This window comes from Paenibacillus sp. FSL R5-0887 (genome assembly GCF_038002305.1).
Classification (GTDB): domain Bacteria; phylum Bacillota; class Bacilli; order Paenibacillales; family Paenibacillaceae; genus Paenibacillus_AQ; species Paenibacillus_AQ odorifer.
In genome coordinates this window covers 3735449-3760657 of record NZ_JBBOCE010000001.1, presented here as the reverse complement: position 1 = coordinate 3760657, position 25209 = coordinate 3735449, and the positions used below count along the sequence as shown (strand labels likewise).

Genomic DNA, 25209 nt, shown 5'->3' with positions numbered 1-25209 from the left:
TAGAAAGGGGTGGAGACGGTAAGATGGGATTTATTCCAGTGTTTATCCTAGCCGTTTTATTCTTTGTGATGATGTTTGGTATCGGCTTTATTCTTAACATGTTAATGAAGACAACCTGGTTTCCCGCTTATCTATTCGTACTTATTATTCTACCCGTCGTAATCTATTCTATTTGGGATAGAAACGCGATGTCGCTCTGGGAGCATCTCTCCAGTTTCCACTTTGTTGATTATCTTACAGGTGTCGCTGGTCTTGCAGGTGCTATACTTAGTGGATGGACCATTCAAAAGCTGCGCTTTGGCGGTTACAAGATGTTTTAAAGATTCGAAAGAGCCTATGTTATGAATCAGTCTTATATTTCTGCGAGAAACGGGATACCTTCCTCTTTAGAGGACGGCGAAGCCGTTTCTTCTTGTTTAATAGAGGTAGATATTCGTAAGAAGAAGTTGATTATATTGCGAAAAGAGTCGAAATTGGGATTTTATTTACATTTTCGCTATGTTAATTTGTGATAGAATAGAATCCTGTATGAATTCGTGTAAACAAGGGGGTATCCGTAGATGCGGATGAGTAACTTACATCATTTCACCGAACATCATCGGTACTGCGTTTCCCGCGAATTTGGTCTTAGTGTTATAGATGGACGTATGCTTAGCTCTGTATATCAACCTATGGTAGGAGCCTTTGCAATCAGTTTCTATCGCTTGCTGGTTGAACATGTGCCAGCAGATAGCATTGGCTATTCTGGAGTGGAGCAACAGCGCAGGCTATTTATGACTTTGGGTGTTGAACCCAATGAGAAAGGCCGCAAATATTTAATTGATCAGGCTTCCCGGTTAGAAGCAGTGGGTCTGTTGCAGACCTGTCGAATCTATGTGCCGGAAACAGATGATTATTTGTATGAATATGAGCTAATGCCGCCGCTATCGCCAGCCGACTTTTTTGCCACTCAGCATTTAACCTTGCTGTTACGTGATAAGATTGGCAAATTTGCTGTGCTGTCCTTACGGGAACAGTTCTGGAATCGCGAGCCGGAAGAGTGGAGTCGCAGATCTATAGGCAAAGAGAATATTTCCGTGCCTTTTTATGATATTTTTCAACTTAATACACATGTCATTGATTATGAGCTGGAGCAAGCTTTGGCAGAGGTAGCCTCTGTTCGACAGCCCGGCACGCTTGAATCCGGAGAGCAGGCAATCGGATATAGTGACATTATTTTGCGTTTTCCACGGGAATCTGTGAATCGGGCTCATGTAGAAAAACTGCGCTTTGACCATACTCAAATGGGTGTAATTAACTATGTTGCTCATAAATACGAACTGAGTCCGCAGGATTTATGTCGTTTGCTGGATGAGGATGGAGTGTTCTCACCGGAGGGCGAGGTCATGCTGGATGCGTTGCAATATAAAGCGAGCCAACATTTCAGGCAAGATATGAAACGACAGGAAAAACGTGAAATTGCAGCTGCGAAAGTTGTTTCTATCCGGTCCAGTGCGACTGAAGAGAACGATGATTCTATAGCACCACCAGAGCAATCAGTAGAGATGGAGTATTATGTAGAAGTACCGCCACAATTTTTGTCCAAATGCGACATTCACCAATATAATATGATGCTGCGAAACGAACCTTATACAAGACTGCTACAAACCTTTTTCCCGGGTGCAGTACCCAGCCATCTGATGGATATGTTCGAGAAAATAGATCTGAACTATAAGCTGAGCGGTGAAGTAATTAATGTACTCATTCATTATTTAATGACTATGGTAGCCTCGGGTGGAGAACAGCGGATGAACCGCAATTTTGTAGAGGCTATCGCCTCCAATATGCTGGTGAAACAAGTGAACACCTACGAGAAGGCTGTAAGATATATTAGAGATCAGTCCAAAGTGAAGGGCAAGGGGACAACGGCTAATACGGCTGGAGGAACACGATCACGTTCTTATGCCAAAAATACAGGCCGCTCCAATAAACCGGAAATTCCGATTGTGCTGGATGATGGAAGTGCCGGAACAGTATCGGAAGAGGAATTCGCGGCGATGATGAAGAAAGCGGCAGAAATTAAGGCCAGTAAGAAAAAAGGCGTATCGCAAACGCCTTAATGAAAGAGAGGTGGAACAATGGAGTCTATGGGCGATGTACTTCGTTCGATCAACAATCCAACTCTACGGCAGCGTCAACGCGATCTTGAACAGGGGTTATTCAATCATCCACTTGTGAAGGCATTACAGTCCGAACATCCTGAACTGGACGAATCACGACTGCGGCTTCATATGAGTCGCCTGTATCAATATGTAGAGGAAAGCCGAAACTGTGCGAACTGCCCAGGACTAGAGAAGTGTCCAAATGATTTTCCTGGCCATTATAGTAAACTAACGGTAGAAACTGTGAATGGTTCAGTGGATCTATATGAACGCAAGACGGCATGCCGGCTTAAAGTGGCACAAGATAATCAGGATAACATCCGCAAACGTATTCGTAGCTTTTATGTGGACGAGCGTGTACTTAACGGCGGTTATGATGAGATAGATATTATGGGCAAAGACCCGCGCCGGGTCTCGGCTGTGAATAAAATATTTGATTATATCACGAATGTTAAAGAGGAAGGCCTGACTTCACGCGGCATTTATTTACATGGCTCTTTCGGAACAGGCAAAACTTTTTTGATGTGTTATTTACTGCATGAGCTTGCTGTTACTGGATATACCGGAGTGATCGTATACATGCCGGACTTTATAGAGGACTTGAAATCGATCATGATGGATGGCCAGAAGATGAAGGAAACTGTTGATACGATGAAAAACTGCGATTTACTTATTTTTGATGACATTGGTGCGGAAAATTTGAATCCTTGGGCTCGTGATCATGTACTTGGGGCGATCTTGAATTATCGGATGAACCGCAAACCAACCTTCTACACCTCGAATTATCCGTTGGATGGCTTGGAGAAACATCTTAGCTTTACGAGCAAAGATGGTGAAGAGGTCTATAAAGGCCAACGACTAATGGATCGCATTGCTCCTTTTGTGGATGTTCTTCCACTGCATGGGGAAAATCAACGAGGGGCCAATAGATAAGCCTGGAATATTCATAATGTAAAATTCAAAAGAGCAGTGATTCCTCTTTTATTGGAGGATCGCTGCTCTTCGTTTTTTTTAGTTATTCGAACTCAAACGCCGCTTTTTCCCTGCTACGAAGCAGGATCGCCTTAAGTCCTGATTGTTTTTCACTTGTTCAAACACACTTTCGGGTTGCAGCATCTGGCGGGCATACTGAATCTGATCGATAATTAGGGAATATCTCCCTAAAAATGAACTGATTCGTCAGCGAAAACAGATATTCTCCCGATTATTAGGGAGGAATTCCCTGATTCCGTTCATTTATAGCAATTATCGGCTATAATCAGGGAGGTTTTCCCCCATTATTCTCAAAAAAAGAAGCCGCCCCATAAGTAGCATTCACTACTTTTGAGACAGCTTCTTTTTATTGTGCGATGATTCCTTTATTCCGAGAGAATGAATTTAAGGATGACCATTCCGAAAAAGACAACCGTCATAAACGTGGTCATTCCGAAAAATCCGGTCATTAAATCCCCAAGATCATTGCGGGGTTCTTCGTTGATATGTTCTCGTGGGTCCCGTACTTGCGCGTTAACATCCATAGTTTCTGCCTCCTTACAGGGACAAGCCCTGTATTATTAGATGCAAATTGACATTAGTTTATGAAATAAGTCATTGACAATTAATGCGCTTTCTTTAAGTATACCGAAATGCTGGGGAGGTTGTAAAGAAAAGAGTACGCAAAAAAAATACATTGAAGGCAATATAATTGCGAGTGATATTTCACATATCCCATAAAGATATGTTATACTTGTAATGTGTCGGTAAGTGGTAATTTGGTTATCATATTACATGAAACAATTTATTAACTCATATTTCGGAGCAGCTTCCATGAACTAAGCTTTGGCTTAAGATGTGCGTAATGCTTCGCAAAACTTAAAGGAGGAACAATATCATGGCTATCGTGAACGTGTCTGACCAATCCTTCAGTAACGAAGTGGAAGGTCAAGGTACTGTAGTAGTAGACTTCTGGGCTCCTTGGTGTGGTCCTTGTAAAATGCTCGCTCCAATCTTGGATGAATTGTCCACAGAGCTCGGAGACGACGTGAAAATTGCAAAATTGAATGTGGATGAGAATCCGGAAACGGCTTCCCGTTTTGGTGTTATGAGTATCCCAACTCTGATCTTCTTCAAAGATGGTCAACCGGTAGATAAAGTTGTGGGACTGAACTCCAAAGAATCCCTGAAAAATATCGTAGCAAAACATCAATAATTGATAGATGCTACTGTTCGGGCCTCGGCCCTGCCACTCAGCGCCTTCGGTTCATTCCGGAGGCGTTTTGTGTGCTGAATGCCAACTAATCATGGGTCCAATTTAGCTGGAGGGGATCATTTTGGACAATATCCGCAATAAACTGGCACTACTACCCGATCTGCCTGGCTGCTATCTGATGAAGAATCAGGAAGGCACTATTATTTATGTGGGCAAAGCGAAGGTACTTAAGAATCGGGTACGCTCTTATTTTACAGGCAGTCATAATGGTAAAACGCAGCGGCTTGTCGCTAATATTGCTGATTTTGAATACATCGTTACGTCCAGTAACATGGAAGCGCTCATTCTAGAGTGTAATCTGATTAAGAAACATATGCCGCGTTATAATGTGCTTTTGAAAGACGACAAGACGTTTCCTTATATAAAAATAACGAATGAAACTCACCCGCGCCTTGAGGTTACACGCCGGGTGATTAAAGATAAAGCAAAATATTTTGGCCCTTATCCTAATGCTTATGCTGCTCAGCAGACAAAAAAGCTCCTAGATCGTATGTACCCGCTTCGTAAATGCGGCGTGATGCCAAAGGAGGTCTGTCTTTACTATCACATGGGCCAGTGTTTGGCACCGTGTGAGAAGGAGGTTCAGAAATCCGAGTATGAGCAGATTACGCAGGACATCGCTGCTTTTCTAGGCGGAGGTCATGAGGCGGTTAAAAAGGATTTACAGCAAAAAATGCAGGAAGCAGCTGAGGAATTATATTTTGAGCGGGCGAAGGAACTGCGGGATCAGATTATCCATATCGATGCATTGATGGAGAAGCAGAAGATCAACACTACAGATACTAAGGACCGGGATGTATTTGGTTATGCTGTAGACAAGGGATGGATGTGTGTACAGATTCTGTACATGAGACAAGGGAAGATGATTCAGCGCCATTCCTCCGTGTTCCCGTTCTATGGTGAAGCCTACAGTGACTTTATGTCTTATGTGACGCAGTATTATAGTGATAATCCCGCTTTGCCGCAGGAGATCCTGCTGCCGGATGTGCTCGATGAGGAATCTCTGGCTAATAAAGAGACTAAACCCGAGATCGCCATAGCTGCTCCAGCAGAAGCGGATTTACAACAGGGTGAAGATACTCCTGAATCGGCTGAAGAGGCTGAGGCACGTGCGACGGCGGCGGAGGAAGCTGCGGCAGCTGGGATCGTGGATGCCGCTGGCGGCGCCTCCATTCTGCAGGAGTGGCTGGGCATTAAGGTGCTTGTGCCACAACGCGGTCTTAAGAAGCAGATGGTTGGCATGGCTTGCCAAAATGCAAGAGTGGCTATCGACGAGAAATTCCGGCTGATTGAACGGGATGAAGAGCGTACCTCTGGAGCAGCGATCAGCTTAGGCGAGAGCTTGGGGCTTGAACGCTTGAGCCGTATTGAGGCGTTCGATAACTCGAACATTCAGGGGACTAATCCGGTCTCAGCGATGGTTGTCTTCATTGATGGTAAGCCTGCACGAAAAGAGTACCGTAAATATAAGGTTCGTACGGTGGTGGGTGCGGATGATTATGGAACGATGCGCGAGGTCATTCGGCGGCGATATGAGCGGGTATTGAAGGAGAATCTTCCGATACCGGATCTTATCGTGGTCGATGGAGGGAAAGGGCAAATCTCCTCTGCTATTGATATTCTGGAGAATGAGCTGGGATTATTCATTCCGGTCTGCGGCCTTGTTAAGGATGATAAGCATAAGACGGCTCAGCTTTTGGTTGGAGATCCGCCAGAGCCTGTCGCGCTAGCCCGGGACAGTCAGGAATTTTACCTTTTGCAGCGGATTCAGGATGAGGTCCATAGGTTCGCGATCACCTTCCACCGTGAACAGCGCGGGAAGTCCATGGTTACCTCCAAGCTGGACTCTATACCTGGTATAGGTGAGAAGCGCCGTAAAGCGCTGCTAAAGCATTTCGGGTCGCTTAAGAAAATTAAAGAAGCCTCCGTGGATGATTTCCGTACACTTTCTATTGGAGAAAAGCTGGCAAAACAAATTCTTGATGCGCTCAAGGATGAAGAGCCAACCTCATAGCAATGGTGACAAAAGAAAAAGGGTATCAAAGCAGCGACTAAAGCTGCTTTGATGCCCTTTTTTAATTTCATTACGTCTTCACATTAGTTTAAATCAAAGAAGAAGGCTCCACCGGCTTAGGCTTCTGTGGTGGATTAAATCGATAGACGATGTAAGCGACTATGAACGGCATAATAATCGCGAAGATACCCGCGCCTACATTTACGCTCTCCTTCATAAAGATCAGCGTAGCGCCCATCAGGATGCTGTCAAACACGACGTGGCTGAACATGACAGCAATAAATCCGTAACGAAGGAAAATATAACTGAACAGCAGCCCGATTACGGTCAGCTCAATGGGACGGGAGCTGATGGGATAGATCGGATATAACGTATGGCCAAACGCCCAAACCAGCGTGGTGATCAAGCAAGCGATAAAAGTGTTCCGGAACACCTTTTTCAGCATAGGAATTCCGAAAAAGCGATAAATGGCTTCCTCAGATAAACCAGCGAGCCATGCGACGATAGGCAGAAGCCAAGCATATCTCATGTTATAAGGAGATTGGGTGGCGTCTGTAGTAGACCAATTGTGCAAGGTAAACGATAATATGATGAACATAACCGTCTGCACCCCTAGCAGAACGAAAGCCCAGATGTATCCAGCCCGGATACTGTCCAACACATATTGTCCATAGCCGGGCTCTTTGGCGCGGGGCCAAGGGTTCATGCCTTCCTCTTTTCGCCATAAGCCATTGCCGCCCACTAAAGAAAAGTAGAGCAAGGAGGACATCAGCAGGCTGTACAAAGCATAAATGATAAACATAATGACAGAGGTAATCTGTGCTTCTAGCCCTTCGCCCGTTGATTCAGGCAGCATATTATAGGTGCTGATCATCATGATTACAAAATAGGCTGAGCTTAGGAATACTCCACGTTTAAAGGAAGTATGCTCTCTTCTAAGAATACTGTAGACGAGTGCCAGAATTCCTAAAATCAGTGTGGGTATACCGTAACCGAATAATGTTAGCTTTTCCGCTAAAGAGGTCTGTCCTTGTACGTAGGAGGTATGCCAAGCCGGTGCAGTGAATCCGGCATTAAAGCTGGATACCTGCTCTCCACTGAAATCAAAATAATAGTGCAATAAGGATTCGCCGACCTGAACAGTACTATCCGTATATACTAGCCCATGGCTTCCTGTATTCGATTCAATTTGTAGTTTGGCAGGATTTACTTCCCATTCCTGAAGCCAAGGACGAGCAAGATTCTCCTTCTGCGCTAGAGTGAGGTCAGCTCCCTTGTCCTCTTTTGCACCAACGGAAGCAATGCCTGGCCCCTCATCGGAGACAACTTTTGCAGCCTTTGAGAAAGCGACAATCTTACCGGTATACATATTGAGGTCAACGATGATTTGCGGCTCTTGCTCCGCTGAAGGAGTAAGCGTTGCCCGAAAGACATCAAAAGGATAGTTTTGATCCAATTTTTTCTTGGTGTAGTCCTCCACAAGCTTCTCGCGAGACATATAACCATAAAAGGAAGAGTCCGTCTGGTAAAGTACATTCCATTGATCGTTTGGTGCTTCGGTGTAGTTGAGCTTTTGTTCTGCGAATAATATGGCTTGGTCACGGGCTTCTGCCTTGCTAATGACGGTGGTATCTTCACCTGTAGGGCTACTAAGCAGTGAAGGGGAAATCTGAAACATAATAAATAGAATAAGACCGATAATGCCCGAGATGATGAGCCTCTTGGAGAGGGCACGTTGCTGTAAGGGCTGGCCGACGGGATTCATGTAACGCCTCCTTGTTATGTACTGACAATGTTATGTTCCATTATAGTATTAGTGCCTGGTTGGTTACAAAAAACATTATATGTTCTTTTTATGGGTAATAGAGATAGTATAGAATAGTCATGTGAATTTATACCATGAATTTTATCGTGTTCATTTCTGCACGAATGATGAGAATCGGTGTAATTGCAGGGAAAACACGGAAAAGTGATGAGAAAAGGCACTCCTTTTGATGCAGTCTCTTTAAACCGCATTTTTTCATGTGAATGAGCATTAATTGTGTCTTTGTGAATTCACTAAATAACGTATATAATTTGTATGCAATTGTATAGTAGCCGAATTTCTGGTGAAAACGGGGGAACCATAAGAAGTGATGAAAAGTGGAGTGTACACGATAAATGGCACTTTCATCAGGGGTGAATTTCGTTCTGGGAACGAATAGGGCAGCCTGCACAGTCCGAATCCGACAGCTAACCTCGTAGGCTAATTTACTGCAGGAACCAAGTCAGCATTGGTTTTCCAGTGCTTTTTTTGTTGGAATTTTTGATAAGAAGGTGAGCAAAGTGGCTTCACAGTTTCGCAGGATTTCTGAATTTAAGTTTCTGAAGCTCTCGCCGCCGCAGATACTGGTGCTTGGTTTTGCATCGATCATTCTGATAGGGGCCTTGCTGCTTATGCTGCCCATCTCAAGCACAAGCGGGAATTCCGTGGAATTTATTGATGCATTATTTACTTCAACGTCGGCAACCTGTGTTACAGGGCTTGTTGTGCTGGATACCGGAACTTCGTTCACCATTTTTGGGAAAACCGTAATTATGATCCTGATCCAGATCGGCGGCTTAGGTTTTATGACCATGGCCACTCTATTTTCACTGGTGTTAAAGCGTAAAATATCTTTGCGGGACAGGCTAATCCTACAGGAAGCCATGAATCAAGGCTCTATGGAAGGAATTGTGCGACTGATCCGGAGAGTCCTCATATATTCTCTTGTCATAGAAGGCTGTGCCGCTGTGCTGCTGTCTATTCGCTGGGCTTTTGATATGCCGTTGGGAAAAGCGATTTATTATGGCATATTTCATGCGGTGTCTATGTTTAATAATGCGGGGTTCGATATTTTTGGGGATTTTCGCAGTTTAACTGATTATGTATATGATCCGCTTGTGAATATTATTGTAATGTTTCTGATTGTCTCCGGCGGGATTGGTTTTATTGTAATGTCAGATCTGGTGGAGTTTCGGGTAACCCGCAGGCTGTCTCTACATAGTAAAGTTGTCCTGTCCACCAGCACAGGGCTGATTCTGATCGGAGCTTTGGTTATTTTTATATTTGAGTTTACTAACACTCGTACCCTGGGTTCACTGAATTTCGGCGGTAAAATATTATCGGCCTTCTTTCAATCCGTGTCTCCCCGTACGGCTGGCGCGAACACAGTAGATATTGCTGGACTTCGGCAGGCTACACAATTTTTTATAGTGATTCTTATGTTTATTGGTGCTTCTCCGGGCTCAACGGGCGGCGGGATCAAGACAACAACCTTTACAATGATGATTGGTGCTGTAATTGCTATGCTGCGTGGACGGGAAGATGTTGTGTTGTTCCGTTATCGGCTGGCTCAAGAGCGCATCTACAAGGCATTAACGATCACGCTGCTGGCTTTGTTGTTAATCGCCTCTGTGTCGATGATACTCTCCACAACTGAAGACAGTAATTTCTTGGCAATCTTGTTTGAGACGACCTCCGCCTTTGCTACGGTAGGACTGACTATGGGGCTAACTCCGGAACTGTCAGCGATCGGTAAGGTTCTACTCTGTCTGACGATGTTTGCAGGTCGGCTAGGTCCACTAACCTTAGCGTATGCACTCGGTCCCAAACAGGGTAAACCACTGTATAAGTATCCGGAAGGTAAAATAATTATTGGATAGGAGTTAATTAGAAATGAAAGCACAGCAATTTGTAGTAATCGGCTTAGGTCGCTTCGGTTCAAGCCTGGCGCTTGAGCTGATGGAAATGGGCTACGAGGTGCTCGGCATTGACCACCATGAAGAACGCGTGGAGGAAATGAGCGATCAGCTGACGCATACGGTAGTAGCAGATGCTACAGATGAGGGAATTATGCGCTCGCTTGGTGTACGGAACTTTGATTGTGGGATTGTTGCGATTGGTGACAATATGGAGAGAAGCATTCTGGCGGCCATTTTGTTGAAGGAGATTGGAGTCAAGCAAGTGGTGGCTAAGGCAATCTCTATCCTTCATGGCCGCGCACTGTCGCGGCTGGGGGTTGATCGGGTTATTTTTCCGGAGCGGGATATGGGGATTCGTGTGGCACATCAGCTGGTGACGCCCAATTTGCTGGATTATATTGAACTGTCCAAGGATTATAAAATTGTCGAGCTGACCGTACCGTCCTGCATGAACGGCAGAAGCTTGTCTGATTTAAATACAAGAGCTAAATATGGCTGCAGTATTGTTGCCCTAAATAGGGAAAGTGGAATAATCGTCGCTCCAACTGCCCATGATTATTTAAGTGAAGGCGATGTTATGGTACTCATTGGTCCTAATGAAAGTATTGACCGTTTTGAGAGTGAAGTTGTGAACCAAGAATCATAGGAAAAGAAGCTGACTCAAAAGTAGTGAATTCTACTTGGGGGCAGCTTCTTTTTTATGGAGTAAAGAGTAGGAAACGTATTGGATTTTAATATGCCATATGACTATGGACCATGCGTAGTGTTCTATAATGTTGGTTTGGTCGGTGCGCGACTTGCTAGGTGTGGTTATCGTACGGCTTGCAATTAGATGATTTGTGGTATCTGTGACGGTGAAATATGTGTGGCGAAAAGCGATATGTGTTCTTTGTTTGTGCGATGTACAGAGTGGGTTTTAAACTAGTTGGGGAAAAACTCCCTGAAAATAGCCGCTATTCGCTCTAAATGAACGACATTAGGGAATTCCTCCCTAATAAACAGAGGGATTCCTTAATTAGTTACTGAATCGGCCGAAAATTAGGGAAGTTTTCCCTAATTTTAAGTCTGCTGAACAGAAATCTCTGAACTTCAGGGAGAAATTCCCTAATTACGCTATAAGTACTTCACTTATTGCCTCATTTGGAGATCACTAGGTGCGCCCCTTGATTCATTTGGTCCGGCTTTACTGCTCGCGTTCTGTCAGAAACATCTCTTCGGTAACTTGCACCAGACTGCGAGCCGCCGTGCTCATGCTTCCATCGTCACGGTAGATCAGGCAGGTGGTCCGTTGAGTTTGCTCCAGCTCCTTGATATGTAAGGACACCAGCCCGCCGCCGTTCAGCAGTTCTGGACGCAGATAAGACTTTGGCAGTAACGCAGCCGCTTTGACGGTCGGAAGCAGCCGTACGATGGCTTCGAAGGAGTCAATCTCCATGCGCACATCGGGATCAATCCCGCAGCGCTGGAATAGATCGTCCGTCAGACGCCGGTACCAGGTCCCCTTTGAGAAGAGAATCATAGGCAGCCGGGATAGATTATCCATGGTTAGCTTGGAAGATAAATTTAAAGGATGCTGCTCTGAGACGACTAGTCGCAGTTGATCCTCAAATAGAGAAATGCAGCGCAACCCGGGTTCTTGAATAGAGGAAGCGATCAGACCTACATCTGATTTTCCCTCACTAACTGAGGATACGATCTCATGCGTTCGGCCAGTGATCAGCTTCAGCTCTGCGGTCGGATATTTGTCCATATAAGCGTTTACCAGCGGCGGAAGCGTGGTCTGCAGGGAGGTAAGACTAGCCCCCAAGGTGACAAGCCTTGGCTCCCCCTCTTTGAATTTGGAAAGAGCCTCCAGAAACTTCGAACGCTGCTGCCGTTGTTCAAGCGCATAGGAATAAGTGAGACGCCCAACCTCGGTTAACTCCAGTCGTTTGCCATAACGATTAAACAGTGCGACCCCCAGACGTTCCTCGAGTTTAGAAATTTTGCGAGACAAGGCGGGCTGGGATAGATTGAGCTGGCGTGAGGCCCGGTTTAAGCTGGAATGTTCCACAACTGCTGCAAAAACATCTAAATCGTCAAACATAATTGAGTTCCTCTCCTAATGCGATGTACGATCAGTAGTGATGAAATTCATAGCCGTAAGAGTAACTGTTCTTATTACATAAGGAAAATCAGGTTATGTCGGAAAATGTTGTTTTGCTAAATGAGAATTATTATCATATAAAATCTATTCTTATGCGTTTATTGTATAACGTTTAATAATTAGATTGCAATTCCCTTATAAGCGAAAAAAGAGTAACATGAAAAGTGACACAAGATATTCACATTTTGTGAAAAATAAAACTAAGTCCGGTAAACTCTAGGATAACGGTAAATTAAGGAATTATTGTCATTGGATTGTCAACGTTATCCTGTGTCAAATGTAGTTCCGGCGGTGAATACCCATTAATGAAAACGCTGTTTTAATCGGAAAGGGGTTACTTTGTATGAAAGGATTTTATTCCAGAAAGATTCATTCCTTGCTAGGCGTTATCCCACTTGGAGCCTTCTTCATTGAGCACATGATGACGAATTTTGCGGCTGTAGAGGGTGGCGCTTCCGGTTTCACTGACAGCGTGTTATGGCTGAACAGCCTGCCGCTCGTCTTCTTCCTGGAATTGTTCGGTATATGGCTTCCTCTGCTGTACCATGGGGTATACGGACTTTATATTGCGTATCAATCCAAGCCGAACTTGAACCGTTTCAACATTGAAAGAAACTGGCGTTATACCCTGCAACGGATTACAGGTATTGTTACCTTCATCTTTATCGTCTGGCACTTGTTCCAAACACGGGTTCAGGTGGCGGTGGGTAATGTGGAGCACGAAGAATTAGGCGGTCTGATGCATGATATCGTGACTCAGCCACTTCTGCTGACACTGTATATTATCGGTATCGTTGCTGCATGCTTCCACTTCTCGAACGGTCTCTGGTCTTTCTTGATCAGCTGGGGAATTACCGTTGGTCCACGTGCACAGCGGGTATCTTCTTACCTCTGTCTTGGCATATTTGTATTAGTAACTTTCATGTTCCTGATTTCGCTGGTTACTTTCCGTGACAGTGAATTTCAAACTGCAGCAACCATTGCCCAGTCCATAAAGACCTTCATTTAATTTAAGAATCCTTTCTGATATTTTCGATAAAAGGAGTGAACTATCATGGCAACATCCGATATCATTATCGTGGGCGGCGGCCTGGCCGGCCTGATGGCTACCATCAAGGCAGCGGAAGCCGGTGCGCATGTCCATTTATTCTCATTAGTTCCTGTAAAAAGATCACACTCCGTATGTGCGCAAGGCGGCATCAATGGCGCTGTAAATACCAAAGGTGAGGGCGACTCCCCTTGGGAGCATTTTGACGACACCGTCTATGGCGGTGACTTTTTGGCGAATCAGCCGCCGGTTAAGGCGATGTGTGAAGCTGCGCCAGGTATTATTCACCTTATGGACCGGATGGGCGTTATGTTCAACCGCACACCGGAAGGTCTGCTCGACTTCCGTCGTTTCGGCGGAACGAAGCGGCACCGTACAGCTTTTGCCGGCGCGACTACAGGCCAACAGCTGCTGTACGCGTTGGATGAGCAGGTGCGCCGCTGGGAAGCTGAAGGTCTCGTAACTAAACGCGAGAACTGGGAGTTCCTTTCAGCTATCATCGACGACGAAGGTGTATGCCGCGGCATCAGTGCCCAGAATCTTAAGACGATGGAGATTGAGACTTTTCCTGCGGATGCTGTTATTTTAGCAAGCGGCGGGCCGGGTATTATTTTTGGCAAAACAACGAACTCCGTTATTAATACAGGGACAGCCGCAAGTGCGGTGTATCAACAGGGCGTACATTATGCCAACGGAGAATTTATCCAGATTCACCCAACGGCTATTCCGGGAGATGACAAGCTCCGCCTGATGTCGGAATCGGCACGTGGCGAGGGCGGCCGTATCTGGACTTATAAAGACGGGAAGCCGTGGTATTTCCTAGAAGAAAAATATCCGTCCTACGGTAACTTGGTGCCGCGCGATATTGCTACACGTGAAATTTTTAATGTGTGTGTGGATCAAGGGCTGGGCATTAATGGCGAGAACATGGTGTATTTGGACCTCTCTCACAAGGATCCAAAAGAGCTGGACGTGAAGCTTGGCGGGATTATTGAAATTTACGAAAAATTCATGGGGGATGATCCCCGTAAAATACCAATGAAGATCTTCCCGGCTGTGCACTATTCTATGGGCGGCATGTGGGTTGATTACAATCAAATGACGAACGTTCCGGGTCTTTTTGCAGCCGGAGAATGTGAATATCAATATCACGGAGCGAACCGTCTAGGCGCCAACTCTCTGGTATCTGCTATTTACGGCGGTATGGTCGCAGGACCAAAGGCTGTTGAATACATTAAAGGCCTGAAGAAATCATCGCAGGATATCTCTTCTTTCGTATTCGATAGCTTCCACAAAAAGCAAACGGACAAATATGAGTCTCTATTGGCAATGTCAGGGACAGAGAATGCTTATGTGATCCACAAGGAACTGGGCGAATGGATGACCGCTAATATGACCGTGGTGCGGCACAATCCGAAGCTGGAAGCGACCATTGGCAAAATCAAAGAGCTTAAGGAGCGTTATCGCAAGATCAATATGAATGATGCATCGCGCTGGAATAACCAAGGTGTGGCCTTCACTCGCCAGCTCTGGAATATGCTGGAGCTGTCCGAAGCGATGACACTTGGAGCGCTTATGCGCAATGAGAGCCGTGGTGCACATTACAAACCGGAATTCCCGAATCGTAATGATGAGGAGTTCTTGAAGACCACAAAAGCAGCCTGGACTGCAGAGGGTCCACAAATCTCCTACGACGAAGTGGATGTCTCGCTGATTCCTCCACGGGTACGCGATTATTCGAAGGATTAATGCTTTCCAGAAACAGAATAGCTTGCGAGGCAAGCTTCATGAAATAAAATCAGGCAATTTTAGGAGGGAACCATTATGGCGGAAACAGCTGCAGCTCCCAAAAACGTAAAGTTTATCATCACCCGCCAGGACGATCCACAAAGTTCATCGTATGTCGAGGAATTTGAACTTCCTTATCGTCCAGGTATGAATGTGATCAGTGCTTTGATGGAAATTCAGCGTAACCCTGTGAATGCCAAAGGTGACAGCACAGTTCCCGTATGCTGGGATTCCAACTGTTTAGAAGAAGTGTGCGGAGCTTGCTCCATGGTGATTAATGGCAAACCCCGCCAAGCCTGCGCTGCACTTATAGACAATCTGGAGCAGCCTGTACGCATTGAGCCTATGAAGACATTTCCGGTGGTGCGTGACTTAGTCATTGACCGTACCCGGATGTTCAATGCGCTAAAACGGGTGAAAGCATGGATTCCGATTGACGGTACGTACGATCTTGGACCGGGACCGCGGATGCCGGAGAAAAAACGGCAGTGGGCCTATGAATTATCCAAATGTATGACCTGTGGCGTATGTTTGGAGGCTTGCCCGAATGTCAACGAAAAGACGGATTTCATCGGACCGGCAGCCATTTCTCAAGTACGTCTGTTCAATGCTCATCCTACAGGTGAAATGAACGCTGACGAAAGATTGGATGCTCTGATGGAGGATGGCGGGATCGATGGCTGTGGTAACTCACAGAACTGTGTACGTGCTTGTCCAAAGGGGATTCCTCTTACGACATCCATTGCAGAAATTAACAAGCAAACAACGAAGCATATGTTCAAACGTTGGTTAGGTGTGTAATTAATAGTACCGCCAAATGTTTATCTATTGAGCTATCCTCAAAGTGGATTCCATTCGCTGGGGGTAGCTTTTTTTATGTTGTTAAGACTCTCTTATCTGCTTGAGGCGGGAAAGTCTTGCAGGGCTGGAGCAGGTTCAGAACATTGACCAATTTATGCTATAATATCCATTGTTAACGTAATGTTAGCTGTGGAACAAGGAGGAATAATCGTGATTTGTCGGGAGCAAGATGGAGCAATTGTAATGGTTAAGCAGCATGATCACGGGAAACTTGCCGGAGAGCTGGCCATTGGGTTCAAAGAGCAGCATGTGCCAACTGAAGGACGCCGGGAAGAGGTACTGTGGGCAGTAGCACAGCATGATAGGGGCTGGATTGATCTGGATGAGACCCCTTTCTGGAATGATGCGGAGCAAGCACCCTACACCTTTATTGATTTTCCTGTAGTGCCTAAGTTGACCTTTTATAAGCGTGGATTAGATGAGATCGAGGAACACACACCGTACGGAGCGTTGCTGTGCAGCTTGCATTTTGAACGGCTTATTAAGATAGCGGGACTCGATTATCCAGAACTTACTTTATATCAAGAACATGAAGAGGAACGCAGAGCACGTATCCATCGGGAACTTGAAGCTTCTAAGCCTATTGGGGAAGATGAGCTGTATTATGATGCCCGCCTTTTAGAATTCTGCGATGATCTGTCCTTGTATTTGGCCTTAAATGAGCCGGGGTGTCCGAAATCAGAGGAGCATCCATGGTGGCGTGAAGGGTTCTCAGGTACTGAAGATTTCAGTTTTACGTCAGGTCGTGTCATCACAGCGGAGTGGCAGGATAAGTCAACGTTAATGCTTGAACCGTTTCCTTTTGAAAAAACGCTGGAAGTAGCATTTATGCTGAGACGAGTCGAAAAATCAGAAATCGCAAAAAAAGGGATTGCACGCGCTTACAGCGAAACTCCGGAAGAAGAATGCCGGATTGTTCTAACTGCCCGGAATAATATATAAGTTATTATTTGGACCATCTGTTTTTCGGGGAAAAGGTAAAGAAAGGAGAATCTCCCTATGAAGATACAATCGTCTGGGGCTTCTCCCAATAAGAATGGCGATAAGATCCACAAGGACACCTCTAAGGGGCATTCTGGTGGCGAGTCTACAATTACCCGCCGGCAGTTCCTGACTCGGGGTGCGGCTGCTGTAATCGGCGCAGGATTGCTTACAAGCGGATATGCATGGCAGGGGGAGCCAAACTGGATTGAGGTCACTAAGCTGGACTTGCGCTTCAAGGAGCTTCCTTCCGCTTTTTCAGGGATGAAGCTTGTTCATTTCAGTGATACGCATCTCGGATTTAATAAGGATGCCAGGGATCTCGCCCGGCTCGCTAAACATATAAGTAAAGCTGAACCGGATCTTATTTGCTTCACGGGTGACATTGTGGACAGCGATCCTGAGGATCTTGTTGAAGCCGTACCGGTGCTGGCAGCGTTAAGTGCGCCATTGGGTAAATTTGCGATATTAGGCAATCATGATTACAAGAATACCCAGCTGGTTACCGAGCTGCTGGAGTCTGCGGGCTTCCGGGTGCTAAGGAATAAATCCTACCTTCTAAAAAGAGGCGGGGCAGTCATGGCGGTTACGGGTCTGGATGATCTGTTACACGGTAAACCCGACCCAGCGAAAGCAATTACTGGTGTTCCTGAAGGAACCTTTAACGTTCTTTTGATGCATGAGCCGGATTATGCGGATACCGCACAGGCCTATTCATTTGATCTACAGCTTTCCGGGCACAGTCATGGCGGACAAATTCGCCTGCCCTTTATAGGTGCGCCATTTACACCTTATGGATCTCTTAAATACATAAATGGATTGTATTATACAGAAGACAAAGCCATGCCTGTGTATGTGAATAGAGGGTTTGGAGAGACATACATGCCTTTTCGGTTATTGTGTAGGCCAGAATTAACGGTTCTGACGCTGCATCGGTCCATGAGCTGATTAGGCTGGAATTTTAGCTGCACGGAAGGGGAGAGAAGATGAGCACCTATGGAGCAGTGTTGTTAGAGACACAACATGGTTTAGCGGTAGATCTGAGGCTGATCATGCCTGAGGATGTTTTAGCTTTGCGGCAGCTGCTCTCCCATCCAGATGTGCAGCGCCATATTCTAGTACGCTCCGGCCCTGGATCAGTATCTGCCCAGGTGGAGAAGCTGGTAAACCGGATGTTATTTGCCTTCGATCCTTGTGCGCTGCATGCCGGGATCTATTTAAAGGGGCAGCAGCGGTTAATCGGTATAGTGGCTTTGCAGAATTGGAACCGCCGTGAGGGCACAGCTACCTTAGGATATATGCTGGACCCGGCATGGTGGGGATGCGGGCTGGCGACGGAGGCCGTGGGTTTGTTTTTGAACTATAGTGTTCATACCCTTGGGATAACAAGGATCGAAGGACGCTGCACAGGAGATAATATTAGATCGGAACGTGTGATGCTCAAGAACGGTATGAAGCTGGAGCGGGTGATGCCCAAAGTCGGCTCCTTGGACGATGTAATGAAAGTATTCACATTGTTACACAAATGAAATAATGCCGTTATCAAACTCTAACAGTGTGCGGTTAAACTAAGTACATGACCCCCTTTTAAAAATATACTGCTTTGGGACCCGATGATTCGGGTCCATTTTTTTTGTTTGAAAAGAGTAGCGTAAGTGATTGGCAGTACCGAATCCGATCGTTTATGATTAACATACTATGGAGTGGAATGACCAAGGAGGCGTAACATTTTGAATGAAGTGGTACAAACATTAAAAAATCATCGTTCTTTCCGGCAATATTCAAACCAGCCTGTGGAGCCAGAGAAGCTACAAACAATGATTGAATCGGCTCAAGCCGCACCGTCATGGGTTCATGGACAGCAGGTATCGATAATCGCCATCAAAGATCCTGCGCGTAAGCAGCAGCTTTCAGTTTTGTGCGGAAATCAGAAGCATGTAGCGGCAGCACCGGTTTTTTTGGTGTTTTGCATGGATTTTTATAGAGCTAAAGTAGCTAGTGAGCTGGAAGGCAAGTCTTTTGAAGCCGTAAAAGATGTGGATGCACTTTTGGTTGGAGCTACAGATGTGGGAATCTCATTGTCTAACGCGATTGCAGCGGCGGAATCCATGGGACTGGGCATCATTCCTATTGGAGGTGTACGCCGCAACACAGCGGGTGTGATTGAACTGCTGAAGCTGCCGGAGTACGTATTCCCTGTCGTCGGTCTCTGCGTGGGATACCCAGCGGAGGAGGTTTCTCAGAAGCCGCGGCTGCCGCTGGAAGCTATATTTCATGAGGAGCAATACAATCCGGATGTACAAGGCCTCCTGGAGGCATATAATCAAACCCACCGTGAATACTTGCAGCAGCAGGGGATGACGGAGAGAGATTGGACCAGTACGATTGCTCATTTTTATGAGATCAACCCGGAATATGGAGATGCGAAACGTACGCTGAAACAACAAGGTTTTAGCTGTGATAATCTGTAAATAAACAAAAAAATGCACCAAGCTGAGATTGGTTTAACGGAGGGTGAACCCTGCCCCTAAACCAATAACGCTTGGTGCATTATTTAATTTCTCGCTTTAACGCTTACCGTCCTTATAGGGACGTTGAAGGCGTTTAGGCTTGATTACAGAGAAACTTTGACTTTTTGGCGCTGCTTGTAATAAACCCAGTGTGTAAAGCCTATTGCTTTGAGCTGTGCAGCTACCGCATCCCGATCCTCAGCGACCCGGGACGGCTTATGTGCATCCGAACCGAAACTAACCTCTACGCCAAAATGTAGTGCCCGCTCCAGAATATCTTCAGAGGGATACCAGCCGCCGACCAGCTTAGTTCCGCCTGAGGTATTGATTTCGATGGCCACGTCACATTCACTAATTACACGCAGACAATCGTCAATCGGCTGAGGTGCAGGAATTTCGGAAAAAGCAGGATAATTCCCCTTCATCGCATCAATATGCCCGAGTATTTGGAACATACCACTGCGTGCGGAATCAGCAATCAACCGGTAATATTCAGACTTCACGCGGATCTTCTCATTTTTGCTAAGGTTTTTCCAGCGCCCTTTGTTAAAAATGCTGACTCCACCAACACTATGTACCGATCCAATCACATAATCAAAAGGGTAGGCGGATAATGTCTTGCGGTATATCTCAGCATGTTCGGGGAAGTAATCTGATTCGATGCCTAACAGGACGTCGATAACGCCCTCGTACTCTTTTTTGAGGGAGAGAACATCATCTACATAATTAGCAAATTCGGATTTAGCCATTGCGATTTTGGGAAAAGCCTGATCGGATGGATCTCCGAAATAGGGAGTATGATCGGAAATACCTATAACGCCCAATCCAGCGGCAATCCCAGCTTCGATATAATCTCTAATCGTTCCGTCAGCATGGCCACAGCGGAAATGATGGGTGTGTAAATCAAATTTCATCAAGAACATCTCCTTTAAACAAGGTTATGCAATCAGCTCAGAAGTAATCGGTTCCTGTGGGTGGGATTTATTCAGACCCGATAAATTGGGTTTCTGGCATGCCTTTAAGATCGCTTAGGAACTGCCTCATAGCAGAGTTTACGTATTTTCCTGATTTCGTGATCACACCAACAGGATGCGTGACCTCCAGCTCAATAATTGGCACAATTTTGAGAGTGCCGGCTCGAACCTCAGCGGTAACTGACTGCTTGGAAATAATGGCGGCGCCCAAATCGAGCTCGACCATCCGTTTCACTTCCTCGCTGCTGGTCAGCTCCATAATGACCTGAGGTTGAATGCCATGTTTGTTCAGAACCTCATCCGCAAATTTACGGCCCACTGTGTCTGGTGAGAGCAGAATCAGCGGGGTTTTGCTTAAGGCTTCTATCCCAGCGGTCTTCACTTGAGCGAGAGGGTGTCTGGGAGAGACCACCAGTTCGAAGGTATCATAATACAAAATGGAAGTAGACATGCCCGGGCTACGTCCAATTAAATAACCGATGCCGACATCAACAATGCCGTTTTCGACATGCTGATAAATTTGTGATGAGGACATAGAGGAAATTGATGTTTTGATATGGGGGAACTGGTCTTTAAAATAAGATAGAATACGCGGTAAAATTTGAATAGCGATTGAGGTAGTTGTGCCTAAAACTATATGACCTTGGGGATTTTCATCAAGATCTGCAAGCCGTTCCTTAAGTTCCTCGACAATCCTCACTATTTGTTCCGCATGCTCCAGAAAGACAGTCCCTCTATCCGTTAATGTAACAGGCTGGTTTCGGTCAACCAGCTGAGTCTTGAACTCTTCTTCAAGGCTCTTAATCTGTGCTGAAACCGCTGGTTGGGTCAGATTAAGCAGTTCTCCGGCCTTGCGAAAGCTCATCGTTTTGGAAATTGTTATTAGTGTCTCCAGCTGGCTGATGTTCATGGAATACCTCCTTTGGACCATCGAATTGGATGTGTAATTGCGTTAATATCTTACGTTCCACGTTGGCATTTGTTTAAATTATAGGAGATAATACCCGGCAGAGCAATGTTGCTGCGTAAACTATCTTGGGTTTGAATTCGACATATGCATTAATTTTTGCTGAATTGTGCCGATATATAAAGTATAATATATCCATATTGCTTGGGACTTTTGGTATATGACCAAAGCACGATAAAGGGGGAGACTAGACATTCATGAAAGCAGAAGTAATTAATCCGTTTCTAGAGTCTGCACGGACTGTTATAGAACAAGTAATTCAGGTCTCGCCTTCTACGGGGAGTTTAGGCATTAAAGAAATTGAACTGATCGATAATCATATATGGATTCAAGTAGGGATGACAGGCCAACTGAGCGGAAATATTATATTTGGTATCGCGGAGCAGGTAGCCTTGCGAATGGTATCGATTATGATGGGTGGCTTTGTGATCACCGAGATGGATGAGATGGGTCAAAGTGCAATTTCAGAGCTGAGCAATATGATCAGTGGGAATGCCAGTACCATTCTATATAATCAAGGTGTTTCGGTGGATATAAGTCCTCCTCAGATTATGAAGATGGAAAGCATGTCTTTTATGCCTCGTAAAGCGCTTAGTATTCCGTTGTTGATGGATGGGGTTGGAGAGATGGATATTCAGGTGATGATCTCTTAGGCAAGAGTTAGGAGCTGAAATACTTTTCATGGTACTCAAAGATAAGGTTGTTGTGATTACAGGAGCGTCCAGCGGCATTGGTGCATTAACGGCACAGATGCTTAGTAAAAAGGGGGCAATCCCTGTCCTGGTAGCACGTTCCGAAGCGAAGCTGAAAGAAACAGCGGCCGGTATCCCGGGCGTTTTTGGACTGTACACCTGTGACGTAACAGATGCTGAGGGTGTTCAGAAGACCTTCGCACAAATTTTGGAGGCATATGGCAGAATTGATATTTTGCTAAATAACGCAGGGTACGGCAAATTTGCTGCTTTTACGGAGATGGAGCCTCATGAATTTGACGATATGATGGATGTTAACTACATGGGGATTGTCCGGTGCACGAAGGCTGTTATTCCACATATGCTGGAGCGGGGAAGCGGCCAGATTGTAAATGTGGCTTCCATGGCAGGGAAGATAGGCACAGCCAAGTCCGTAGCCTATACGGCTACCAAACATGCTGTACTCGGATTCACAAATGCGCTCCGTCAGGAGCTGCGGAAGAGTGGAATTATCGTCTCGGCTGTGAACCCGGGGCCGATCGCCACCGATTTTTTCAAAACGGCTGACCCCTCTGGCAATTATGAGAAGAGTGTAGCCCGGATGATGATGACCCCAGAGCACGTATCTTCTAAGATCGTTAAGGTTATGGAGACCGGCAAAGAAGAGCTCGATCTTCCGGGTCTGGCAGGGTTTGGCATACGGCTTTACGGGCTGTTTCCTCGCCTGGCGGACAAGCTTACTTATAATGCGATGAACAGAAAATAGACCCTGTTGTCAGCTTTATTGGCCTTCCATTTGGTGGAGAGGCCTTTTTGGCATATAATGAAGATATTATCTCAAGCGAAAAGGATGAATTACACTTATGAATAAAGCTTCTTTTGCGGCTATCGGCATTCAGGAAGACCTCATTGCCCGGTTGTCGGAATTCGGCATTAACGCTCCATCCCCGGTACAAGAGCAGACAATACCGCTTCTACTAGAGGGAAGAGATGTTATTGCAGCTTCCCAGACTGGAACGGGTAAGACGCTGGCCTATCTATTGCCGCTGCTTCAAACGATTAACCCGGAGCAGAAGGTGGTCCAAAAGCTGGTGCTCGCCCCTACACAGGAGCTGGCGATGCAAATCTTACGCGAGGCGGAACGTTATGGTGAACAGCGCGGAATCCGAGTTATGGGTCTTATTGGCGGGGCCGCAATCAAACGCCAGATTGACAAGCTGCGTGAGCATCCACAGCTAGTTGTGGGAACACCTGGGCGGATCCGCGAGCTGATTGGACTTCGTAAATTGAAGATGCATGAAGTGAGTACTATTGTTCTGGATGAGGCGGACCAAATGTTCCAGCTTAGCGGAGCCGGCGAAGTCACAAAAATTGTCAGCAGTGCGCTGCGTTCACGCCAGCTTGTTATGCTGTCGGCAACGATCGGACCAGAGACGAAAGCGCTGGCTAATCGTGAAATGAAGAACCCGGCAGAGGTTGGGATTGCTCCAGGTGTAATGACTGCTGAAAGCTTGGAGCATCATTATGTTGTTGCTGAAGAGCGTAACAAAATGGACATGCTGCGCCGGGTGATTCGCCATTACAATCCCGATAAAGCGATTGTGTTCGTGAATGCTACAGATGATATTGCCGAGGTTGAGGCTAAGCTGAATCATCTTGGGCTTACTGCGGCAGCACTTTATGGAGATGCCGATAAGGTAACGCGCAGCAATGTATTAAAAGGTTTCCGGGAAGGCAAATTTCGTGTGCTTGTTGCCAGTGACGTAGCTGCCAGAGGACTGGATATTGAGAATCTTTCTTTGGTAGTTAGCTACGATCCTGCTTTTGATTCTGAACATTATGTACACCGTGCAGGCCGTACCGGACGGATGGGACGCCGCGGCTTATCTGTAACGATTGTTACAGAGCAACAGACCTTTATCATGCGGAAATTCGCCCGCGAATTGGATATTGCGCTTGAGGAGCGGGAGATGGTCGGTGGTAAGGTGCTTGCAGCAGATGAAGCACGCAGCGCTTTGCACAATGGACGGGGACGGAGTAATGAAGGCAGTGGGCAACGCCGTGATGGATCTGCTCCACGCAGCGGCAAGCCGCCTGTTAGCACATCTGGAGCCTCCAATGTTCAGTCGCCATCCGTTGGAGCAGGTACACCGCCTGCCAAAAGAATGGCTACGATTAACACAAGTGAAGCAACAAGCGGAGAACAACAACGCGATTCACAGCGCAGCGCGAATCCTTCTGCGGGAGCACGCGGAGATGCGACTCCTGCACGGAGCAAACGCAGCAGCAATGCGGAACGTGAGAAGAACCGTAAAAATAAAGGAGCTCCAAAGTGGTTGAAAGACAAAACTCCGAGAGGTGACGGTCAATGAATAATGCTCCCGTATTGCAAATTACGGGTCTCAGTGGTGGGTACAGCCTGAATAAGCCAGTGCTGCATGATATTGCACTTCAGGTGCAGCCTGGCGAAATGGTTGGATTGATTGGTTTAAACGGAGCAGGAAAAAGTACGACGATGAAGCATATTCTAGGATTGATGTCGCCCCATAAGGGCGATATCACCGTACAGGGCAAGACGCGTGCTGAAGATCCCGTTGGATACAATAATGCGTTGTCTTTTGTACCGGAATCGCCGCTACTGTATGACGAAATGACGGTTCGTGAGCATGTTGAATTTACTGCCAGAGCTTATGGGGTAGATCAAAAGGATTATGAATCCCGCACCTCGCATCTTGCCAAGCTGTTCCATATGGAGGATAAGATGGACACCCTGTCGACCCATCTATCCAAAGGGATGAAACAGAAGGTTATGATCATGTGCGCTTTCGTTGCACGACCTGCGTTATATGTCATCGATGAGCCTTTTTTAGGATTGGATCCGCTAGGGATCCGTTCCTTGCTTGATTTCATGATGGATCTGAAGAACTCTGGATCGTCGATTCTGTTAAGCTCTCATATTCTTTCCACAATAGAGAATTATTGCGACCGTTTTATTGTATTGCATAAAGGTAAGGTGATTGCACAGGGCACGCTGGCGGAAATAGCGGCAACTGCCGGGCATCAGGGGCTGACTTTGGAGCAGCTGTTCTACGAGCTGGTTCAGGGAGGGAAATAAT

General features: G+C 46.1%; 23 protein-coding genes and 1 riboswitch. Of the genes, 18 read left to right on the top strand and 5 right to left on the bottom strand.

The genetic code is table 11. From position 1 onward, the window contains the following. Nucleotides 1–23: 23 nt before the first annotated feature. From MKY14_RS16775 to dnaI, 3 genes are all read left to right on the top strand, one after another. Nucleotides 24–320, top strand: coding sequence for a YuiB family protein (locus MKY14_RS16775; protein ID WP_036685224.1), 297 nt, complete (start codon nucleotides 24–26; stop codon nucleotides 318–320). A 240-nt stretch (nucleotides 321–560) separates the two neighbouring features. Next, nucleotides 561–2099, top strand: coding sequence for a DnaD domain protein (locus MKY14_RS16770; protein ID WP_076134189.1), 1539 nt, complete (start codon nucleotides 561–563; stop codon nucleotides 2097–2099). An 18-nt stretch (nucleotides 2100–2117) separates the two neighbouring features. After that, complete coding sequence (gene dnaI, locus MKY14_RS16765) at nucleotides 2118–3074, top strand: primosomal protein DnaI (RefSeq protein WP_076304903.1); 957 nt, start codon at nucleotides 2118–2120, stop codon at nucleotides 3072–3074. 425 nt (nucleotides 3075–3499) lie between these two features. Here dnaI and MKY14_RS16760 read toward each other — a convergent pair whose 3' ends face one another. Beyond that, on the bottom strand, nucleotides 3500–3658 hold the full coding sequence (locus tag MKY14_RS16760) for a YqzM family protein (RefSeq protein ID WP_094902239.1): 159 nt from the start codon (nucleotides 3656–3658) through the stop codon (nucleotides 3500–3502). A 353-nt stretch (nucleotides 3659–4011) separates the two neighbouring features. Between MKY14_RS16760 and trxA the strand changes: the two genes are divergently transcribed. Together trxA and uvrC are read left to right on the top strand one after the other, a co-directional pair. Further along, the gene (gene trxA, locus MKY14_RS16755; RefSeq protein ID WP_036679814.1) at nucleotides 4012–4329 is read left to right on the top strand and encodes a thioredoxin; all 318 of its coding nucleotides are present in this window, start codon (nucleotides 4012–4014) and stop codon (nucleotides 4327–4329) included. A 121-nt stretch (nucleotides 4330–4450) separates the two neighbouring features. After that, nucleotides 4451–6403, top strand: a complete 1953-nt coding sequence (gene uvrC, locus MKY14_RS16750) for an excinuclease ABC subunit UvrC (RefSeq protein WP_282580007.1) — start codon at nucleotides 4451–4453, stop codon at nucleotides 6401–6403. A gap of 88 nt (nucleotides 6404–6491) precedes the next feature. On the opposite strand, the gene MKY14_RS16745 is transcribed toward uvrC, so the two are convergent. Continuing rightward, nucleotides 6492–8168 carry a CPBP family intramembrane glutamic endopeptidase gene (locus MKY14_RS16745; protein WP_340392771.1) on the bottom strand — a complete coding sequence of 559 codons (1677 nt, stop codon included), beginning with the start codon at nucleotides 8166–8168 and terminating at the stop codon, nucleotides 6492–6494. A gap of 320 nt (nucleotides 8169–8488) precedes the next feature. After that, a riboswitch (cyclic di-AMP (ydaO/yuaA leader) is annotated at nucleotides 8489–8666 on the top strand. Nucleotides 8667–8728: 62 nt separating this feature from the next. On the opposite strand from MKY14_RS16745, the gene MKY14_RS16740 reads away from it, so the two are divergent. After that, nucleotides 8729–10087, top strand: coding sequence for a TrkH family potassium uptake protein (locus MKY14_RS16740; protein ID WP_254848997.1), 1359 nt, complete (start codon nucleotides 8729–8731; stop codon nucleotides 10085–10087). A gap of 13 nt (nucleotides 10088–10100) precedes the next feature. Further along, complete coding sequence (locus MKY14_RS16735; RefSeq protein ID WP_036679808.1) at nucleotides 10101–10772, top strand: potassium channel family protein; 672 nt, start codon at nucleotides 10101–10103, stop codon at nucleotides 10770–10772. A 537-nt stretch (nucleotides 10773–11309) separates the two neighbouring features. Here MKY14_RS16735 and MKY14_RS16730 read toward each other — a convergent pair. Continuing rightward, nucleotides 11310–12212 carry a LysR family transcriptional regulator gene (locus MKY14_RS16730; RefSeq protein WP_036679806.1) on the bottom strand — a complete coding sequence of 301 codons (903 nt, stop codon included), beginning with the start codon at nucleotides 12210–12212 and terminating at the stop codon, nucleotides 11310–11312. 403 nt (nucleotides 12213–12615) lie between these two features. On the opposite strand from MKY14_RS16730, the gene MKY14_RS16725 reads away from it, so the two are divergent. The 7 genes from MKY14_RS16725 (at nucleotide 12616) to MKY14_RS16695 (ending at nucleotide 19421) form a co-directional block, all read left to right on the top strand. After that, nucleotides 12616–13281 (top strand): succinate dehydrogenase cytochrome b558 subunit, encoded by a 666-nt coding sequence (locus MKY14_RS16725; protein WP_036679804.1) that lies wholly within the window; start codon nucleotides 12616–12618, stop codon nucleotides 13279–13281. Between the two features lie 45 nt (nucleotides 13282–13326). Further along, on the top strand, nucleotides 13327–15069 hold the full coding sequence (gene sdhA / locus MKY14_RS16720; protein ID WP_340976927.1) for a succinate dehydrogenase flavoprotein subunit: 1743 nt from the start codon (nucleotides 13327–13329) through the stop codon (nucleotides 15067–15069). Between the two features lie 75 nt (nucleotides 15070–15144). Then, nucleotides 15145–15909 carry a succinate dehydrogenase iron-sulfur subunit gene (sdhB, locus tag MKY14_RS16715; RefSeq protein ID WP_036679800.1) on the top strand — a complete coding sequence of 255 codons (765 nt, stop codon included), beginning with the start codon at nucleotides 15145–15147 and terminating at the stop codon, nucleotides 15907–15909. A 210-nt stretch (nucleotides 15910–16119) separates the two neighbouring features. After that, nucleotides 16120–16911: a DUF3891 family protein gene (locus tag MKY14_RS16710; RefSeq protein WP_076193300.1), complete on the top strand. Its 792-nt coding sequence runs from the start codon at nucleotides 16120–16122 to the stop codon at nucleotides 16909–16911. Nucleotides 16912–16968: 57 nt separating this feature from the next. Beyond that, nucleotides 16969–17898, top strand: a complete 930-nt coding sequence (locus tag MKY14_RS16705) for a metallophosphoesterase (RefSeq protein WP_081392550.1) — start codon at nucleotides 16969–16971, stop codon at nucleotides 17896–17898. A gap of 38 nt (nucleotides 17899–17936) precedes the next feature. Further along, on the top strand, nucleotides 17937–18479 hold the full coding sequence (locus MKY14_RS16700; RefSeq protein ID WP_076184756.1) for a GNAT family N-acetyltransferase: 543 nt from the start codon (nucleotides 17937–17939) through the stop codon (nucleotides 18477–18479). 210 nt (nucleotides 18480–18689) lie between these two features. Then, complete coding sequence (locus tag MKY14_RS16695; protein ID WP_254847707.1) at nucleotides 18690–19421, top strand: NADPH-dependent oxidoreductase; 732 nt, start codon at nucleotides 18690–18692, stop codon at nucleotides 19419–19421. A gap of 143 nt (nucleotides 19422–19564) precedes the next feature. Here MKY14_RS16695 and MKY14_RS16690 read toward each other — a convergent pair whose 3' ends face one another. Both MKY14_RS16690 and MKY14_RS16685 read right to left on the bottom strand, forming a co-directional pair. Beyond that, the gene (locus MKY14_RS16690) at nucleotides 19565–20374 is read right to left on the bottom strand and encodes a histidinol-phosphatase (RefSeq protein WP_076193295.1); all 810 of its coding nucleotides are present in this window, start codon (nucleotides 20372–20374) and stop codon (nucleotides 19565–19567) included. A 67-nt stretch (nucleotides 20375–20441) separates the two neighbouring features. Continuing rightward, the gene (locus MKY14_RS16685) at nucleotides 20442–21344 is read right to left on the bottom strand and encodes a LysR family transcriptional regulator (protein ID WP_038573173.1); all 903 of its coding nucleotides are present in this window, start codon (nucleotides 21342–21344) and stop codon (nucleotides 20442–20444) included. A gap of 254 nt (nucleotides 21345–21598) precedes the next feature. On the opposite strand from MKY14_RS16685, the gene MKY14_RS16680 reads away from it, so the two are divergent. The 4 genes from MKY14_RS16680 to MKY14_RS16665 all read left to right on the top strand — a co-directional run bounded on the left by MKY14_RS16680 (nucleotide 21599) and on the right by MKY14_RS16665 (nucleotide 25208). Next, nucleotides 21599–22054 carry a chemotaxis protein CheX gene (locus tag MKY14_RS16680; RefSeq protein WP_036679793.1) on the top strand — a complete coding sequence of 152 codons (456 nt, stop codon included), beginning with the start codon at nucleotides 21599–21601 and terminating at the stop codon, nucleotides 22052–22054. A 28-nt stretch (nucleotides 22055–22082) separates the two neighbouring features. After that, on the top strand, nucleotides 22083–22859 hold the full coding sequence (locus MKY14_RS16675) for an SDR family NAD(P)-dependent oxidoreductase (RefSeq protein ID WP_076141978.1): 777 nt from the start codon (nucleotides 22083–22085) through the stop codon (nucleotides 22857–22859). Between the two features lie 97 nt (nucleotides 22860–22956). Continuing rightward, nucleotides 22957–24465: a DEAD/DEAH box helicase gene (locus MKY14_RS16670; RefSeq protein WP_340976925.1), complete on the top strand. Its 1509-nt coding sequence runs from the start codon at nucleotides 22957–22959 to the stop codon at nucleotides 24463–24465. Further along, complete coding sequence (locus MKY14_RS16665; protein ID WP_036679788.1) at nucleotides 24462–25208, top strand: ABC transporter ATP-binding protein; 747 nt, start codon at nucleotides 24462–24464, stop codon at nucleotides 25206–25208. Before MKY14_RS16670 ends, MKY14_RS16665 begins: the two co-directional genes overlap by 4 nt. The last annotated feature ends 1 nt before the right edge of the window (nucleotide 25209 follow it).

Coding starts and splice junctions, on each gene's coding strand:
- MKY14_RS16775 (WP_036685224.1), top strand. CDS start 24: ATGGGATTTATTCCAGTGTTTATCCTAGCCGTTTTATTCTTTGTGATG.
- MKY14_RS16770 (WP_076134189.1), top strand. CDS start 561: ATGCGGATGAGTAACTTACATCATTTCACCGAACATCATCGGTACTGC.
- dnaI (WP_076304903.1), top strand. CDS start 2,118: ATGGAGTCTATGGGCGATGTACTTCGTTCGATCAACAATCCAACTCTA.
- MKY14_RS16760 (WP_094902239.1), bottom strand. CDS start 3,658: ATGGATGTTAACGCGCAAGTACGGGACCCACGAGAACATATCAACGAA.
- trxA (WP_036679814.1), top strand. CDS start 4,012: ATGGCTATCGTGAACGTGTCTGACCAATCCTTCAGTAACGAAGTGGAA.
- MKY14_RS16745 (WP_340392771.1), bottom strand. CDS start 8,168: ATGAATCCCGTCGGCCAGCCCTTACAGCAACGTGCCCTCTCCAAGAGG.
- MKY14_RS16735 (WP_036679808.1), top strand. CDS start 10,101: ATGAAAGCACAGCAATTTGTAGTAATCGGCTTAGGTCGCTTCGGTTCA.
- MKY14_RS16730 (WP_036679806.1), bottom strand. CDS start 12,212: ATGTTTGACGATTTAGATGTTTTTGCAGCAGTTGTGGAACATTCCAGC.
- MKY14_RS16725 (WP_036679804.1), top strand. CDS start 12,616: ATGAAAGGATTTTATTCCAGAAAGATTCATTCCTTGCTAGGCGTTATC.
- sdhA (WP_340976927.1), top strand. CDS start 13,327: ATGGCAACATCCGATATCATTATCGTGGGCGGCGGCCTGGCCGGCCTG.
- sdhB (WP_036679800.1), top strand. CDS start 15,145: ATGGCGGAAACAGCTGCAGCTCCCAAAAACGTAAAGTTTATCATCACC.
- MKY14_RS16705 (WP_081392550.1), top strand. CDS start 16,969: ATGAAGATACAATCGTCTGGGGCTTCTCCCAATAAGAATGGCGATAAG.
- MKY14_RS16700 (WP_076184756.1), top strand. CDS start 17,937: ATGAGCACCTATGGAGCAGTGTTGTTAGAGACACAACATGGTTTAGCG.
- MKY14_RS16690 (WP_076193295.1), bottom strand. CDS start 20,374: ATGAAATTTGATTTACACACCCATCATTTCCGCTGTGGCCATGCTGAC.
- MKY14_RS16685 (WP_038573173.1), bottom strand. CDS start 21,344: ATGAACATCAGCCAGCTGGAGACACTAATAACAATTTCCAAAACGATG.
- MKY14_RS16680 (WP_036679793.1), top strand. CDS start 21,599: ATGAAAGCAGAAGTAATTAATCCGTTTCTAGAGTCTGCACGGACTGTT.
- MKY14_RS16675 (WP_076141978.1), top strand. CDS start 22,083: ATGGTACTCAAAGATAAGGTTGTTGTGATTACAGGAGCGTCCAGCGGC.
- MKY14_RS16670 (WP_340976925.1), top strand. CDS start 22,957: ATGAATAAAGCTTCTTTTGCGGCTATCGGCATTCAGGAAGACCTCATT.
- MKY14_RS16665 (WP_036679788.1), top strand. CDS start 24,462: ATGAATAATGCTCCCGTATTGCAAATTACGGGTCTCAGTGGTGGGTAC.